At 43.6% G+C, this 16589-nt stretch carries 17 protein-coding genes and 1 other RNA gene; 14 read left to right on the top strand and 4 right to left on the bottom strand.

Annotated features, from left to right (window positions below; genetic code table 11):
• Positions 1-103: 103 nt before the first annotated feature.
• From petA to sspB, 5 genes are all read left to right on the top strand, one after another.
• Positions 104-694 carry a ubiquinol-cytochrome c reductase iron-sulfur subunit gene (gene petA / locus PAND9192_RS13615; RefSeq protein WP_087854235.1) on the top strand — a complete coding sequence of 197 codons (591 nt, stop codon included), beginning with the start codon at positions 104-106 and terminating at the stop codon, positions 692-694.
• The gene (locus PAND9192_RS13610; protein WP_087854234.1) at positions 694-1959 is read left to right on the top strand and encodes a cytochrome b; all 1266 of its coding nucleotides are present in this window, start codon (positions 694-696) and stop codon (positions 1957-1959) included. The genes petA and PAND9192_RS13610 overlap by 1 nt, the downstream gene beginning before the upstream one ends.
• Complete coding sequence (locus PAND9192_RS13605; RefSeq protein ID WP_087854233.1) at positions 1956-2693, top strand: cytochrome c1; 738 nt, start codon at positions 1956-1958, stop codon at positions 2691-2693. The genes PAND9192_RS13610 and PAND9192_RS13605 overlap by 4 nt, the downstream gene beginning before the upstream one ends.
• Positions 2694-2778: 85 nt before the next feature.
• Entirely contained in the window at positions 2779-3417 is a 639-nt protein-coding gene (gene sspA / locus PAND9192_RS13600; RefSeq protein WP_065167032.1) for a stringent starvation protein SspA, read from the top strand.
• Between the two features lie 2 nt (positions 3418-3419).
• A complete protein-coding gene (gene sspB / locus PAND9192_RS13595) occupies positions 3420-3926 on the top strand; it encodes a ClpXP protease specificity-enhancing factor (RefSeq protein ID WP_087854232.1) in 507 nt (168 codons plus the stop codon).
• Positions 3927-4004: 78 nt separating this feature from the next.
• On the opposite strand, the gene PAND9192_RS13590 is transcribed toward sspB, so the two are convergent.
• From PAND9192_RS13590 to PAND9192_RS13575, 4 genes are read right to left on the bottom strand one after another with little or no spacing between them, the layout of a single operon-like run.
• Positions 4005-4553 carry a BON domain-containing protein gene (locus PAND9192_RS13590; protein ID WP_087854231.1) on the bottom strand — a complete coding sequence of 183 codons (549 nt, stop codon included), beginning with the start codon at positions 4551-4553 and terminating at the stop codon, positions 4005-4007.
• Positions 4554-4556: 3 nt separating this feature from the next.
• Positions 4557-5147, bottom strand: coding sequence for a phosphoheptose isomerase (locus PAND9192_RS13585; protein WP_065167029.1), 591 nt, complete (start codon positions 5145-5147; stop codon positions 4557-4559).
• Between the two features lie 2 nt (positions 5148-5149).
• A complete protein-coding gene (locus PAND9192_RS13580; protein WP_087854230.1) occupies positions 5150-5524 on the bottom strand; it encodes a YraN family protein in 375 nt (124 codons plus the stop codon).
• Positions 5502-7379, bottom strand: coding sequence for a penicillin-binding protein activator (locus tag PAND9192_RS13575; protein WP_087854229.1), 1878 nt, complete (start codon positions 7377-7379; stop codon positions 5502-5504). The genes PAND9192_RS13580 and PAND9192_RS13575 overlap by 23 nt, the downstream gene beginning before the upstream one ends.
• 61 nt (positions 7380-7440) lie before the next feature.
• On the opposite strand from PAND9192_RS13575, the gene rsmI reads away from it, so the two are divergent.
• The 9 genes from rsmI to mraY all read left to right on the top strand — a co-directional run bounded on the left by rsmI (position 7441) and on the right by mraY (position 16588).
• Positions 7441-8301 (top strand): 16S rRNA (cytidine(1402)-2'-O)-methyltransferase, encoded by an 861-nt coding sequence (gene rsmI / locus PAND9192_RS13570; RefSeq protein ID WP_060998298.1) that lies wholly within the window; start codon positions 7441-7443, stop codon positions 8299-8301.
• 155 nt (positions 8302-8456) lie between these two features.
• Positions 8457-8845, top strand: an RNA gene (gene rnpB / locus PAND9192_RS13565) — RNase P RNA component class A.
• Positions 8846-9117: 272 nt separating this feature from the next.
• Complete coding sequence (mraZ, locus tag PAND9192_RS13560) at positions 9118-9576, top strand: division/cell wall cluster transcriptional repressor MraZ (protein ID WP_060998297.1); 459 nt, start codon at positions 9118-9120, stop codon at positions 9574-9576.
• Between the two features lie 14 nt (positions 9577-9590).
• Entirely contained in the window at positions 9591-10538 is a 948-nt protein-coding gene (gene rsmH, locus PAND9192_RS13555) for a 16S rRNA (cytosine(1402)-N(4))-methyltransferase RsmH (protein ID WP_065167027.1), read from the top strand.
• Complete coding sequence (ftsL, locus tag PAND9192_RS13550) at positions 10535-10852, top strand: cell division protein FtsL (protein WP_060998295.1); 318 nt, start codon at positions 10535-10537, stop codon at positions 10850-10852. The genes rsmH and ftsL overlap by 4 nt, the downstream gene beginning before the upstream one ends.
• Before the next feature lie 3 nt (positions 10853-10855).
• Positions 10856-12595 (top strand): penicillin-binding transpeptidase domain-containing protein, encoded by a 1740-nt coding sequence (locus PAND9192_RS13545; RefSeq protein ID WP_060998294.1) that lies wholly within the window; start codon positions 10856-10858, stop codon positions 12593-12595.
• An 8-nt stretch (positions 12596-12603) separates the two neighbouring features.
• Complete coding sequence (murE, locus tag PAND9192_RS13540) at positions 12604-14127, top strand: UDP-N-acetylmuramoyl-L-alanyl-D-glutamate--2,6-diaminopimelate ligase (RefSeq protein WP_087854228.1); 1524 nt, start codon at positions 12604-12606, stop codon at positions 14125-14127.
• On the top strand, positions 14124-15506 hold the full coding sequence (gene murF, locus PAND9192_RS13535) for a UDP-N-acetylmuramoyl-tripeptide--D-alanyl-D-alanine ligase (protein ID WP_087854227.1): 1383 nt from the start codon (positions 14124-14126) through the stop codon (positions 15504-15506). Before murE ends, murF begins: the two co-directional genes overlap by 4 nt.
• Positions 15506-16588, top strand: a complete 1083-nt coding sequence (gene mraY, locus PAND9192_RS13530; protein WP_087854226.1) for a phospho-N-acetylmuramoyl-pentapeptide-transferase — start codon at positions 15506-15508, stop codon at positions 16586-16588. Before murF ends, mraY begins: the two co-directional genes overlap by 1 nt.
• The last annotated feature ends 1 nt before the right edge of the window (position 16589 follow it).

Genomic DNA, 16589 nt, shown 5'->3' with positions numbered 1-16589 from the left:
ACTGTAGCAATATTGTTACTGCGTTATGTTTGGATAGCTTTATATCTAAGCGTTAGGGATATATAAAAATAACAATCCAAGCAGGAGCTATTGGAGAAAATGGATGAGCAATGTGCGAGTAAGTAATGGAAGACGTCGCTTTCTAACGGCAACAACCTCGATCGTCGGCGGTATAGGGGCAATAGCGATTGCTGTGCCTTTTATTAAATCATGGAACCCAAGTGAGAAAGCCAAAGCCGCTGGTGCCCCCGTTGAAGTAAACATCAGTAAATTAGCTGATGGGCAAATGATTCGAGTGGAATGGCGCGGCAAGCCTGTATGGATAGTACGTCGCAGCCAAGCAGTATTACAGCAATTAGCCACTCACGATGCTCAGCTTCGTGATCCTACCTCTAAAGAGCCACAACAACCACAATATGCGCAGAATTCACATCGTTCATTAAAACCTGAAATATTTTTAGCTGTTGGTATTTGTACCCACTTAGGCTGTTCGCCGACTTATTTACCGACAAGTTTTAGTGATCAAGTGAGTGGTGTTGCTGCTGGCTTTTTTTGTCCCTGCCATGGTTCAACCTTTGATATGGCTGGGAGAGTATTTGCAGGCGTGCCCGCACCGCTTAATTTGGTGGTGCCGCCGTATCAATTTCTAGACGATAACACCATTTTGGTTGGACTTGATAAGGAGACGGTGTAATGGCTGGTTTAGTTAATTGGATTGATCAACGTCTACCTATAGTAAATGCATACCGTAAACATTTGTCTCAATATCCGATGCCAAAGAACTTTAATTTTTGGTATGTGTTTGGATCTCTAGCGATGTTGGTTCTAGTTAATCAAATCATTACCGGTATTTGGTTAACCATGAATTATGTTCCCTCAGCCGAAGGTGCGTTTGCCTCGATTGAATACATAATGCGAGATGTTGAGTATGGGTGGCTACTGCGTTATATGCACTCGACCGGAGCCTCAGCCTTTTTTGTGGTGATATATCTTCACATGTTTCGCGGCTTAATTTATGGATCTTATCAAAAACCGCGAGAGCTATTGTGGTTATTTGGCATGCTGATCTTTTTAGTGCTGATGGCTGAAGCTTTTATGGGCTATTTATTGCCATGGGGACAAATGTCTTACTGGGGGGCGCAGGTGATTATTTCACTGTTTGGTGCGATCCCTGTGATCGGTGATGATCTTACTTTATGGATCCGTGGTGATTATGTTATTTCTGGCGCAACCTTAAACCGCTTTTTTGCTCTACATGTAATTGCATTGCCGCTAGTATTGTTACTGTTGGTAGTGTTACATGTATTAGCACTGCATGAAGTAGGCTCAAATAACCCCGATGGTATCGATACCAAATTGGCTAAAGGTAGCCGAGGTGATGAGCATCAAACCCAGTTTACTTTTCATCAAGACTACACCAAAAAATACGATATTATTGATTCGATTCCGTTTCATCCTTACGGCACCGTTAAAGATCTGATTGGAGTCGCAGTATTTGCGTTGTTCTTTAGTTACGTGATCTTTTTTGCTCCTGAAATGGGCGGCTACTTTTTAGAAGCACCAAACTTTGAAGCTGCTAATCCAATGAAAACCCCTGAGCATATTGCTCCAGTTTGGTATTTCACTCCCTTTTATGCCATTTTGCGCGCCGTACCCGATAAATTGTTAGGGGTTGCTGCAATGGGAGCTGCAATCGTATTTTTGTTCTTATTACCGTGGTTTGATCGCTGTAATGTGCGCTCATTTCGTTACCGTAGCAAATTGCATTTGGCTAATTTAGTTCAATTTACCATCAGTTTTATTGGCTTGGGTATTCTTGGCTCTTTACCAGTAACACCGATATTCACCTTGTTGGCACAAATATTTAGTTTTACCTATTTCATGTTTTTTATTGTGTTGTTTTTCTACAGTAAAAATGAAGCGACTAAACCGCTACCAAAGAGGGTGACATTCAAATGAAACAATGGATTGTAGCATTACTGGTTTTGCTGCCGACATTTGCCATCGCGGGTGGTGGCAATGTGAGTTTGCAAGCCGCGAATAATGATCTGACAGATAAGGCCTCTTTGCAGCGAGGGGCACAATTGTTTGCCAATTATTGTGCAGGTTGTCATTCAACTCAATATCAACGTTATGAGCGAGTAGCCACTGATTTAGGCATTCCTGTTGAACTTATGCAGCAACATTTAATGTTTAATCCCCAAGCTAAAATTGGTGATTTAATGACAAATTCGATGTCAGAACAATATGCTGCAGCCTCATTTGGTGCGCCAACGCCAGATCTTACGATGGTGGCACGAGTGCGTGGAACCGATTGGTTATACACTTATTTACATTCTTTTTATGCTGATCCTAGCCGTCCATTTGGGGTTAATAACAGCCTTTTTCCAAGTGTTGGTATGCCACATGTGCTTGAAGAACTTCAAGGGGTACCGCGTAAGATCTATGAGACCCAGATGATCGATGGCAATCCAACTCAAGTATTAATGGGTGTTGAAACTGATGGTAGTGGCGAGTTAACCCCGCAACAATATGATGTTGCTGTTCGTGATCTGGTCAACTATTTAGATTATTCAGCTGAACCAATGAAGCTTGAACGGCAACGACTAGGGTTGTGGGTAATGGGGTTTATTGGCTTATTTTTAGTATTAACAGTGTTGTTGAAGAAAGAATATTGGCGTGATGTCCACTGATAAGGTAATCTAGTGGGTTAAGAATCTCGCAATGGGGGCTTGAGCCTCCGTTGCTTTTTGTGTATTAAATATACTGGAGGGGTTGATGGCTGTTGCTGCCAATAAACGCTCTGTGATGACTCTGTATTCTGATGCTTCAGACATCTACAGCCATCAGGTGCGTATCGTACTAGCCGAAAAAGGCGTTAGTGTTGAAATTGAGCTGGTTGATCCAATGAGCCTGCCGGAAGATCTGTTAGAATTGAACCCATACAGTTCAGTTCCAACATTGGTTGATCGCGAATTAGCGTTATACCAAGCTAACATTATCATGGAGTACTTGGATGAGCGTTTCCCTCACCCACCTCTAATGCCTGTTTATCCTGTTGCTCGTGGTAATAGTCGTTTGATGATGTACCGTGTTGAGCGTAACTGGTACTCACTGGCTGACAAGATTAACTCAGGCACTGCTGATGAAGCTGATAAAGCACGTAAGCAATTACGCGAAGAGTTATTAGCACTAGCACCTGTATTTGCTGAATACCCATTCTTTATGAGTGACGAATTTAGCTTAGTTGATTGCTACCTTGCACCACTATTATGGCGTTTACCTGAAATGGGTATTGAGCTAAGTGGTACAGGCGCTAAAGAAGTGAAGGCATATATGACGCGTGTATTTGAACGCGATTCATTCCTTGCTTCTTTAACTGAAGCTGAACGTGAAATGCGTTTAGCTGGCCAGTAATTATGGATATGGAAAATATGACGCCGCGTCGCCCTTATTTGTTGCGCGCGTTTTATGATTGGTTGGTTGATAATGATCTTACTCCACATCTCGTCGTTGATGCGATGTTACCTGGAGTAAAAGTGCCAATGGAGTTTGTGAGTGATGGTCAAATCATTCTCAATATTGCTCCTATGGCGGTGGGCAATCTAGAATTGAGCAATGAAGCTGTTAGCTTCAGTGCGCGTTTTAGTGGTCGTCCACATTCAGTTATCGTACCAATGTATGCAGTTTTGGCTATCTATGCGCGTGAGAACGGCGCTGGAACGATGTTTGAGCCTGAGGCTGCATATGATACTGAATCCGCTATCTATGATGATGAGCACGCGTCAGCAGAAGAAAATACCGATGATGTTGTGTCTCCTACAGCTTCTCCATTTGCCGTGGTGACAGAAACGGTGGATGGTGATGAGCCTGATGATGAGCCACCACGTCCTCGTGGTCGTCCAAGTTTACGTGTAGTAAAATAACGTAGTCGTTGACGAAAATAAAAACGCAGCCTTGGCTGCGTTTTTTTATGGCTGTAATAATGCGATTGCTTAATAACACTACTGTTTAATAGTTTGTGGTTTTTCAAACAGCGTAATAACGTGCTCAACACCTGAAACATTACGTGCAATATTGGTCGCTATTGCGGCTTGTTCAGGAGCAACATAACCGAGTAAAAAGACTCGTTTATTTTCAGTGATCACCTTGATTACCACATTGGTCAGTTGCTTACTAGCAATTAACTGTGATTTCACTTTGGTGGTTAACCACGCATCACGACTAATACTTGTCATGGTCAACAGTGGTCGCACTTGGATTTGATTGTAGATACGATCAACCCCTGTGATACCACGAATTTGGTCAACAAATGCTTGTTTAAGCGGTTGTGATGTTGCTTGGCCAACTAACAATACCGTGCCATCAAGGGCAACACTATCAACACTTAGTTGCTTGGTATACTTATGTGTATGAGCAACGCCTGCAATATCCATTTCTATTTTTTGATCTTGCCAGTGTTGACCACTATTGCGTGGATCTTGGGTTGAAAAAACAGAACATCCAGTCAGAGATAAGCTCGAAATAACGACAAATGCCACTAACCACTTCATCAATTAACCTTCATGATGAGGAAATAAAACTTGGTCAATTAAGTCACATAAACAATGGACTGTTAATAAATGGCCTTCTTGAATACGTGCTGTGCGTTGTGATGGAATACGAATTTCGACATCTTGCACACCAAGTAAGCCCGCCATTTCACCGCCGTCTTTACCCGTTAAAGCAATAATGGTCATATCACGAGTCAGTGCAGCTTCCATTGCTTTAATGATGTTTTTACTGTTACCACTGGTCGAGAGTACCAATAAAATATCACCGGCTTGACCAAGAGCGCGCACTTGCTTTGAAAATACTTCATCATGGTGATAATCGTTAGCGATAGCACTTAACACAGTGGTGTCTGCGGTTAATGCTAATGCGGGTAGGCTAGGGCGCTCAATTTCAAAACGATTGATTAAGCATGAAGCAAGTTGCTGAGCGTTAGCTGCAGAGCCACCATTACCACAACTTAAAATTTTATTGCCATTTAATAGGCTTTGCACCATTGCTTGAGCAGCTTTAGAAATCGCATCAGGCAGAGCTTCAGCAGCAGCGATTTGGGTTTGAATACTTTCGGTAAAACTTTCTCGAATGCTATCTAGCATGACTAACCTTCAACTAATATGTTAGTAAACCACTCAATGTGGTGATGATGGCCCTGGATAGCAATGACATCAAACCGAAATTGGCAATGCTCAATCGAGTAACCATTTTTGTGTAACCAAAAAAAAGCGGCTCGTTTGAGTTTTTGTTGTTTGCGCCAATTTACGGCTTCAGCTGCTGATCCATAGTGAGCTTGGGCTCGGTATTTTACTTCAATAAACACCAAACATTTACCTTGTCGCATGATTAAATCAATTTCACCACTACGACAGCTAAAATTTCGTGCAATAGGCGTCAGATGATGGCGGCACAAATACTGTTCCGCCATCTGTTCATAGGCTTGGCCAATCTGACGTTTATTGGGCAGAAGACTCACCATTGATAAGGTTTATGTTATCGGCTGCACTAGATGTATCAGAGGCTGCACTAGATGTATTAGAGATAGGTGCTGTTGGCATATGGGTTGCGGTCAGTGGTGTTATGCCGTGACTGCTAAACTTACCCCAATCGATTTCACGCTGTACAATACATTGATTATTAACTGATAAATCGCCAGTTTCCCCTTGTACGCTGTAATGACTATTAGCGCGCATTTCAGGTAATTTCTTGGCAATTAAGTAAGCATCCATACCAAAGGCATGTAGACGAATACTGGTATTACCTTGGTTTGGCCACAGTTGATTAAAGCGCTCCATATAACCCGGTTGTGGGTTGATCAGTAGTGGAATATCACTGACTTCAATACCGCGTAATTCACGGTTACCATTATGGTTATCAGGATTACTGCGTGAGCTAGCGTAAATCTGAGCTGGATCACCACTTGGCGGCATTGATGCTTCAATGAAAGGCTTTAGCATCATAACTTCGTTACGACTAGCAACCATATAAATCGCATCAACATGACTGCCAGCACCGGTGGTAAATGCTTGTTTAATTTGCTGAGGTATTTGAGCTCGGCTACCAAAATTTACGATCAATGCCGGCTGATTATCAAGCTGTAACCATTGTTGATTAAATGCTTGTGCAACACGTTGTCCAAAGCCATTAGATGGTACTAGGATGGCTGGATTACGATGACCTTGAGCGTAAATGCGTTCTGCAGCTTGCTGCGCTTCTTGCTCTGGTGACAAAGCAAAATAGCAAGCATTAGGTTTATTATTACTAATTTGCGGCGGCATGTTTAACGCCAGCATATTGATATGGGTGGTGTTATCTTGCTGAAATTCAGTAATAATATTTTTACGCAGTGGGCCAACAACAAACTGGGTACCGTTATGTTGTAGCTGCGCCATGATATCAGGCATTGATTGAGCTTCAGTATCATAAATATTGAGCTCATTATTGGTATCGCGGCCTTTATCATCCATCATTGAGTTAATAAAACCATCGCGAACCGCCTTACCTTGTGCGGCAAAACGACCTGAAAGTGGTAATAATAATGCGATATTATCGAGCTTAACCGCCTTCATATCGATCAATGCTTTTAGCTCTGCGGGTAGATATTGATTCGCAGGGTGATAAGGGTGGCGATGAAGCCATTGTTCAAGTGCTTGTTTAAGCTGCATCGGTTGCATGGTCGCGCTGTTTTTCAACATCGCAAGTTCAACCCAGCCTTTAAGCACACTGTCGTTATCAGTCAGCTTAACACTGCCTAATTGAGCATTGGTATAACCGCTTAGATCATGCCAAACTTGTTGCCAGTTCGCGGCTTTTTGACTTTGATCTAAATAGTAATCAAGCTTAGTACGTTCACGTGCAGCTTGGAACGGGTGGTTTAACTGTTCCAATAAGTTAGCACGTAGGGTGTAATAGCGCTGATATTGACTTTTAGTTAGCTGCCATGAAGGTTGAAAATTTAAACTATTCAGTGCCGCTTGTGGTTGACCTTGATGCTCACGTACCATTGCACGCGCAAGTTGCCATTCAGCAATTTGAGTTGGGTTCATGGACTGTTGAGATAATTTAGCAATCCATTGATCGGCTTGTTGCCATTTATTTTCGAGGATCATCGCTTTAACGGCCATGATCTCCCAGTTAATGCGCTCTGCGCCATCACTGGTGTTGACTTTACTTAAATAGGCGGCTGAGCTTTGAGCGGCTACCGCAGTGATATCCGTTAATGGTACCTGCTGGTTGTACAGGTTTGGCGTGCTACACCCTGCTAAAGCAACAGCAAGGGCTACAGGCGCCATCAGTCGTGATACACTTTTACGCTTATGGGTAAAATTGGGCATTGAATTTATTCAACTGTGACAAATTACTCTTGATATTAATTGCAGATGAGATCTTAGACAAATGAGTGAGAGCAATTCAGGCATGGTAGATGTCGCAACTTTGTACATCGTACCAACACCTATCGGTAATCTTGCTGATATAACGCAGCGCGCATTAGACGTATTAGCAAACGTAGATTTAATTGCTGCTGAAGATACACGTCATACATCGCGATTGTTGTCCCATTTCTCTATCTCGACCCGCACCTTTGCGCTTCACGATCATAATGAACAGCAAAAAGCTGACTTTTTGATTGAGAAACTTCAGGCAGGTACTAGCATTGCGCTGGTGTCGGATGCTGGTACGCCGCTGATCAGTGATCCAGGGTATCATCTTGTTAATCGCTGTCGTCATGCGGGTGTTAAAGTTGTGCCATTACCGGGCCCATGTGCTGTAATTACAGCCTTGAGCGGTTCAGGTTTACCTTCTGACCGTTTTAGTTTTGAGGGGTTTCTTCCTCCCAAAAGTAAAGGTCGCCGCGATTGTTTTCAAGCATTAGCAGACGATGCACGAACATTGATTTTTTATGAATCGCCACATCGTATTAATGATTCCCTAAGTGATATGTTAGCCGTGCTTGGCCCTGAACGCCAAGTAGTATTAGCGCGTGAGTTAACAAAAACTTATGAAACTATCCATGGCGCACCACTTGGCGAGCTAATTGACTGGTTAGCAGAAGACAGTAATCGTGTTCGTGGTGAGATGGTTATTTTAGTAGCTGGACACCGTGCGCTAAAAGATGAGTTATCAGTAGAGATTCTACGTACACTAACATTACTAGCAAAAGAATTACCGCTTAAAAAAGCGGCGGCGTTAACAGCTGAAATTCACGGTGGTAAGAAAAACGCACTCTACAAATGGGGCCTTGAAAACCTCGAGTAACGGCTGCAGTCCAATGATGCTTACTTTGCAGATTTAAACTTGAGAGCGTGGTTTTTATCACCGAATTAAAATCAGACGCTGATTTTTTGTTCAAGCTGTAACTTTGGTGATTTTTTCACTGGTAACTGTGAGCGTTGTCTTATACAATTCGCGCCGGAGTTGGTCAGGTAATCGCTGCTTCGTTGGTAACCTTCGGGAAGTCAATGGAGGGGAGGAAAGTCCGGGCTCCACAGGGCAGGGTGCCAGATAACGTCTGGGGGGCGCAAGCCTACGACAAGTGCAGCAGAGAGCAAACCGCCGATGGCCCATTGCTTGCAATGGTGCACAGGTAAGGGTGAAAGGGTGCGGTAAGAGCGCACCGCACGGCTAGTAATAGTTTGTGGCAAGGTAAACTCCACCCGGAGCAAGACCAAATAGGTCCCTAATGGCGCGGCCCGCGTTGGGGACGGGTAGGTTGCTTGAGTCTGTGAGCGATTGCAGACCTAGACGAATGATTGCCGCCGCGAAAGCGGAACAAAACCCGGCTTATCGACCGACTCCCTACATTTAGAGAAGGTGGTGTTTGATTACAAGCACCACCTTTTTTGCGTTTTATTTTCCGCCAAAATTACATTTCGCAATCAGGTTTACTTAGCCACTGTTAGAAGTGTGTCTGAATTACTGCCTATTGCTTGACATCGTTTTTGTCTCATACGTACACTTTGTGGTGGGAATTTGTGGGGAAAAGTGGTGTTGTCTCATTATCTTTGTTGTTATTCTGCTAAAGTGAGAAATTAATCTACTCTCTTTATCGTGTAATCTGACCGAGATCCCCCAATGTTAAGAGGTGCCACGAGCGTTGTTATTGATGATAAAGGCCGCTGGGCAATGCCTAAGCGTTACCGTGCATCGTTAATTGAACAATGTCAGGGACACTTTGTTTGTACTATCGATCACCAGTTTTGTTGCTTGTTGCTATATCCCATCGATGAATGGGAACGAATTGAAGCTAAATTAGTACGTCTATCCAGCCTTCATCCCGCAGAGCGCCGCTTGCAACGATTATTGCTTGGGCATGCTTGCGAATGTGAATTGGATGCGCAGGGAAGGATATTAATTCCACCGACGTTAAGACAATATGCTCAGTTAGCGAATAAAATTATGGTCGTTGGCCAGTTAAATAAATTTGAAATCTGGTCTGCGCCTTTGTGGCAACAGCAAATTGAACATGATATCGACCTTCAGGCTGAGGATGCGCCGGAACCTTCCCCGCGCCTTAGTGAGCTTTCACTTTAGCTGAAATTATATTTATGTCTGAGCAATTTGAGCACGTTTCCGTTTTACTTAATGAATCAGTAGACGGGTTAGCGATTAAACCCGATGGTATCTATATCGATGGTACTTTCGGTCGCGGCGGTCATAGCCGTTTAATTCTGTCAAAATTAGGTGACAACGGTCGCCTTTACAGCATCGATCGCGATCCTCAAGCTATTGCGGAAGCGCAAAAAATTGATGACCCACGTTTTGAAATTATCCATGGCCCATTTTCAGGCATGGAAAAATACATGCAAGAACGTGATCTGATTGGTCGTGTTGATGGTGTTTTACTTGATTTAGGTGTGTCGTCTCCGCAGCTTGATGATGCTGAGCGTGGCTTCAGCTTTATGCGTGACGGCCCACTAGATATGCGTATGGATCCAACATCAGGAATGTCTGCTGCTGAATGGTTAGCAGAAGCTGATGCTGATGATATCGCATGGGTATTAAAAGAGTTTGGTGAAGAACGTTTTGCTAAGCGTATTGCGCGTGGCATTGTTGACCACCGTGAAAACCCTGAAAAAGAGCCGCTAACACGTACGCGTGAATTAGCGAGTTTAATTGCTGAGGTGTCACCGTTTAGAGATAAACATAAACACCCTGCGACGCGTAGTTTCCAAGCGATTCGTATTTACATTAACAGTGAATTAGAAGAGATCGATACAGCGTTGCATGGCGCAATGAACACCCTTGCTAGCGGTGGCCGTTTGTCAGTGATCAGTTTCCACTCATTGGAAGATCGAATGGTAAAACGCTTTATTCGTAAGCAAAGTAAAGGTCCTGATGTACCTGCAGGTTTACCGCTAACAGAAGATCAAATTAAAGCGCTAGGTTGTGCTGATATGAAGCCTGTTGGTAAAGCGATTAAACCGTCACAAAATGAACTTGGTTATAACACCCGTGCTCGTAGTTCTGTGCTACGTTTGGCCGAGCGTCTATGAAACCAACAGAATCTTCAATGAATCTGGCTAGCCTGATCGGACGAGACCTCGTCACGGTCGGGTTAGTGCCGCTGATTCTAGCCTTCGCTATCCTCATTTCTGCCTTATCTGTTGTTTATGTTACTCATGAATCTCGCCAATTAATTGCTCAGCAAGAAAAATTGCTGATGCAACGTGAGAACTATGATGTTGAGTGGCGCAATCAAATTCTTGAAGAAAACTCGCTTGCCGAGCACAGTCGTATTGAACGATTAGCTGAAACTGAACTCAAAATGCAACGTCCATCTGTCGATAATGAAATAGTCATACATTAAAAGATGAAATTATTTAATCGTCCAAATAAAAAGACTCAATCTTCTAAGAGCACGCCATTTTTAAAATGGCGTTTTGCCATCATCTGCGGTTTTATTTTATTAGGCTTCTTTGGCCTAATTGCTCGTGCTGCTTATATTCAGGTACTTGAACCTGGTCGTCTTATTCAAGAAGGTGATGCCCGTTCGCTACGGGTACAGTTAATGCCTTCTGCACGTGGCATTATTTCTGATCGTAACGGTGAGCAACTGGCTGTAAGTGTGCCAGTACAAGCGGTGTTTGCTAACCCTGTTGAGATTTTCAAACACGGTGGCCTTAGTGATACTAACCGTTGGAATGCACTGGCTGATGTGTTGGATTTAAATCGTGCCAAGCTACTGCAACGCATTGAAAAAAATAAAAACCGTAAATTCATTTATCTTGCGCGTCAAGTTAGCCCACCAATGGCTAATTATGTCGAAAAATTAAAATTAAAGGGTATTGGTTTACGTGCTGAGTCGCGTCGTTTTTATCCTTCAGGTGAAGTTAGCGCCCAATTAATTGGTTTTACTGGTATTGATGGCCATGGACTTGATGGTATCGAAAAAACCTATGATGGTTGGTTAACGGGTGAGCCTGGCCGCCGAACGGTACGTAAAGATCGTTATGGTCGTGTGGTGGAAAATATTTCTCAACAAAGCCGTCAACCGGGTAAACCGTTAGAGTTAAGTATTGATCAGCGCATTCAAGCGATAGCTTACCGAGCTGCGAAAGAAGGGGTGATGGATATTCCAGCAACCTCGGTCAGTATTGCTATTTCAGATGTGCGCACTGGTGAAATTCTGGCGATGGTCAATGCGCCGTCATTTAACCCTAATGATCGCAATGATCGCCAACCGTATAAAATGCGTAACCGCGTGATCACTGATACCTTTGAGCCTGGCTCAACGGTGAAGCCATTTGTGGTTTATACCGCACTTAAAAATGGCATTGTTAATGAACATACGTTGATCAATATTCCGCAGAGTAAGCATTTCCGTGTTGGCTCTAAGGTGATCACTGACGTATCACGTATCGAACCGCTAGCAACGGTACAACGTATTTTACAAAAATCGAGTAACATCGGTGTGAGTAAATTATCGTTGGCAATGCCAGTCGAAGACATTCTTGATACTTACCGTAAGGTTGGTTTTGATGAGCCATCAGGTATTAACCTAATTGGTGAAACAACCGGTCATTTTCCTAATCGTTATCGTTGGTCTGACATTGGCCGCGCAACCTTAGCTTATGGTTACGGTATTTCGTTAACCCCAATTCAGTTATTGCATGCCTACACCACCTTAGGTGCTTATGGTATTAAACGTCCACTTTCGATTCTAAAAACAGAAAAAGTGGTACCGGGTGAGCAAGTACTTGATCCTAAAATTGCCAAGAAAATTCTGTTAATGATTGAGTCAGTAACAGATAAAAAAGGCGGTGGCGGTGGTTGGCGCGCAGCTGTTCCTGGCTACCGTGTTGGTGTTAAAACCGGTACTGCTAAAAAAGCTGTTGCTGGTGGCTATGGTAATGATTACTTCTCATATACCGTTGGTGTGGCACCAATTAGTCACCCACGCTTAGCGATAGTGGTAATGGTGAACGAGCCGAAAGGCGATAAATTCTATGGTGGTGCAGTGGCTGCGCCAATTTTATCCAAGGTACTTGGTGGCGCATTACAGATTTTAAACGTGCCGCCAGATGCTGATACGCTAAAAATAGATAAATGAGTGTGATCATGGCAGTGGTTAAACAGGAAGTACAATTGGGCGCTTTGCTTGCGCCTTGGTTAACAGCGAATAATGTACCGACTGAATACGGACAATTGCTGTTAACGTCGATGACATTGGATAGCCGCCAAGTAACTGCTGGCTGTTTATTTGCGGCGGTGAAAGGTCACACTGTTGATGGACGTCGTTTTATAACAAGTGCCATTGCTGCAGGTGCGAGTGCAATTGTTGCAGAAGCTGAAAGTATCGCCACTGATGGTGATATTCAGTTTCAGAATGGCATTATCATTATCTATCTGCACGATTTAGGGCATAAGTTATCTGCTATTGCAGGGCGCTTTTATGCTGAGCCTGATAGTCAGCTTAAATTGTATGCAGTAACGGGCACTAATGGTAAAACGACTATTAGCCAGTTATTAGCACAGTGGGCAGATCTGATTGGTTATCGTGCTGGAGTGATGGGTACTACCGGTAACGGCTTATTAACTGATCTGCAGCCTGCGTTAAATACCACGGGTAGTGCGATTGAAATTCAACAAACCTTGGCAGAATTAGTGGCTCAAGGGGCCAATTTTGCTGCAATGGAAGTTTCCTCTCATGGCTTAGTACAAGGTCGTGTGAGTGCGTTACATTTTGTGGCGAGCATTTTTACTAACCTTAGTCGTGATCATCTTGATTATCATGGCGATATGGCGCATTACGCAGCTGCGAAAAAAAGCTTATTCACCGCCCACGACAGTGGCATTGCAGTAATCAATGCCGATGATAGTGTGGGTCAACAGTGGTTAGTTGATTTACCCCAAGCGGTTGCAGTTGCGCTCAATCCTGCGGCTGTGGCTACGTACTCAGGACCAAAATTGGCGGCGACAGCGGTTGATTTTAGTACTCAAGGGGTGACGATTTGCTTTGAATCAAGTTGGGGTAACGGTCACTTTACCGCGCCGTTAGTCGGTTCATTTAATGCGACTAATTTATTATTAGCATTAGCAACATTACTCGCCACAGGTCATGACATGGCTGCATTGTTGGCTGTAGCACCACAACTACAAGCCGTGATTGGGCGAATGGAAGTGTTTCAAGATTCGACCGCCTCAAAAGCGATGATGGTCGTTGATTATGCGCATACTCCTGATGCATTAGAAAAAGCATTGCAAGCTCTGCGAGTGCATTGTGATGGTCAGTTATGGTGTTTATTTGGCTGTGGCGGTGATCGCGATAGTGGTAAACGACCAATGATGGCAGCAATTGCCGAGCAATTTGCCGATCATATTGTGCTCGTTGATGATAATCCACGCAGTGAAGATCCGCAGCAAATCATGCGAGATATGCAAGCTGGGTTAACCACGACCACGGCAGCAACTGTGATTCATGATCGTGCTCAAGCCTGTGCTTATGCGCTTTCACAAGCCAATGCGAACGATATTATTTTAGTTGCTGGTAAAGGTCATGAAGATTACCAGATCCTTGCCGATCGTACGATCCACTATTCAGATCGCGAAACTGTGGCGGCACTATTTGGAGAACAGCGATGATCAAGGTTCAATTGAGTCAGTTACAAGCAGTATTAGCGGCTGAATTAATTGGTGAAGATACAGAGATTGCAGCGGTATCAACCGATACTCGTGCAATTGATGACGACACTCTTTTTATTGCGCTTATTGGTGAACGTTTTGATGCGCATGACTTTTGTCATAATGCGCTTGAAAACGGTGCTAAAGCATTATTGGTCAGTAAGCGTTTAGCGTTAGATATTCCACAATTAGTGGTGGCTGATACCCATCAAGCTTTGGGGCAGCTAGGAGCATGGCTAAAAGCTAAAATGGTTGCTGAACATGGCTTAAAAACCCTTGCTTTAACAGGTAGCTGTGGCAAAACCACCGTAAAAGAAATGGCGGCGGCAATTTTAGCGACTAAAGGTAAAGTACTCGCAACTGCAGGTAATTTTAATAATGATATTGGGGTGCCACTGACATTATTGCGCTTAACACCTGCCGATAAGTATGCCGTGATTGAGCTGGGTGCGAATCACTTAGGTGAAATAGCCTACACCACAGCATTAGTAAAACCTGATGTGGCATTGATTAATAATCTGGCTGCAGCTCACCTTGAAGGTTTTGGTTCATTAGCTGGCGTAGCCAAAGCCAAAGGTGAAATTTTTGAAGGGCTAACCGCAGTAGGACAAGCGGTGATTAATCTTGATTCTAATCGACTTGATATGTGGCAACCGTCACTGGCAGCACATACTGTCGTGAGCTTTTCTGCTACTAGCGATAATAGCGACTATTTTGCAACTGCAATCAAGATTAACCCTCAAGGTTTAGCATGTTTTATGATGCAAACCCCACAAGGCGCTATTGAAATCAGCTTAACGCTTGCCGGAATGCATAATGTCAGTAATGCTTTGGCTGCGGCGGCATTAACCATGGCATTAGGGGCAACGTTAACCGAGGTTAAACTGGGTTTAGAAACAGTAACTAATGTCAAAGGTCGATTAGCGATCACTGAACCACGCTTAGGGTTACGGTTAATTGATGATACTTATAATGCCAGTGTCGCCTCGGTGAAAGCCGCGATTGATGTGTTATCTAGTTTTAGCGGTAAACGTTACTTTATTCTTGGTGACATGGCTGAACTAGGCGCAGAAAGCGACAGTTTACACCGCGAAGTCGGCGAATATGCGCGTGAAAAACAGTTTGATGGTGTGATGACGTTTGGTCGTGCCAGCGCTGTTGTTAGCCAATTAAATAATGGTCAGCATTTTAGTGATAAAACTGCATTGATCGATGAACTTAAACAAAGATTACATCAACAACTTAGCCAACATCATACTTCACAAGTGACTGTGCTTGCCAAAGGCGCGCGTAGCTCACATATGGAAGATGTTATTATTGCATTGCAGGAAGATAAATAATGATTTACTGGTTAGCTGACCACTTTCAGTCCTCAATCCCTTTTTTCCGTCTGTTTGAATACCTGACGTTTCGCGCCATCATGAGTATTTTAACAGCGTTACTGTTCTCATTATGGCTTGGTCCACGGATGATTGCGCGTTTACAAATGCTGCAAATTGGCCAAGTGGTACGTAATGACGGCCCTGAGTCACATTTCAGTAAGCGTGGTACGCCAACCATGGGCGGACTGATGATTTTAGCTGCAATTACCTTAACCGTATTATTGTGGTGTGATCTGAGCAACCCTTATGTTTGGGCGGTGCTGGCTGTTATGCTTGGTTATGGTGCAGTGGGTTTTGTTGATGATTACCGCAAAGTTGTTCATAAAAACACCGACGGCTTAATTGCGCGTTGGAAGTATTTCTGGCAATCAGCCATCGCACTTGTGGTGGCTTTTGTGCTTTATGCTTACGGTAAAGATACAGCTGCAACTCAGTTAGTAGTACCGTTCTTTAAAGATGTGATGCCACAATTAGGCCTGTCTTATATCGTACTGACTTACTTTGTGATTGTTGGCACCAGTAACGCAGTTAACTTAACCGATGGCCTCGATGGTTTGGCAATTATGCCAACAGTGATGGTTGCCGCAGGTTTTGCCTTTATTGCATGGGCTACGGGTAACTACAACTATGCCGAATATCTGCACATCCCTTATTTAAGCAATGCCGGTGAGTTAGTTATTTTGTGTACCGCAATTGTTGGTGCAGGTTTAGGTTTCTTATGGTTTAACACCTACCCAGCGCAAGTGTTTATGGGCGATGTAGGCTCACTAGCATTAGGTGGCGCTCTGGGTACGATTGCAGTATTGGTTCGCCAAGAGTTTTTGTTGGTGATCATGGGTGGTGTATTCGTGATGGAAACCGTATCGGTAATTCTACAAGTAGGCTCGTTTAAATTACGTGGTCAACGTATTTTCCGTATGGCACCGATTCACCATCACTACGAATTAAAGGGCTGGCCAGAACCACGTGTTATCGTCCGTTTTTGGATTATCACGTTGATGCTGGTATTGATTGCATTAGCAACATTGAAGGTACGTTAAC

The organism is Photobacterium andalusiense (assembly GCF_900185625.1).
Classification (GTDB): Bacteria; Pseudomonadota; Gammaproteobacteria; order Enterobacterales; family Vibrionaceae; genus Photobacterium; species Photobacterium aquimaris.
Note: the sequence above shows the minus strand (reverse complement) of the source record. Positions and strands in the feature narration are given on the sequence as shown.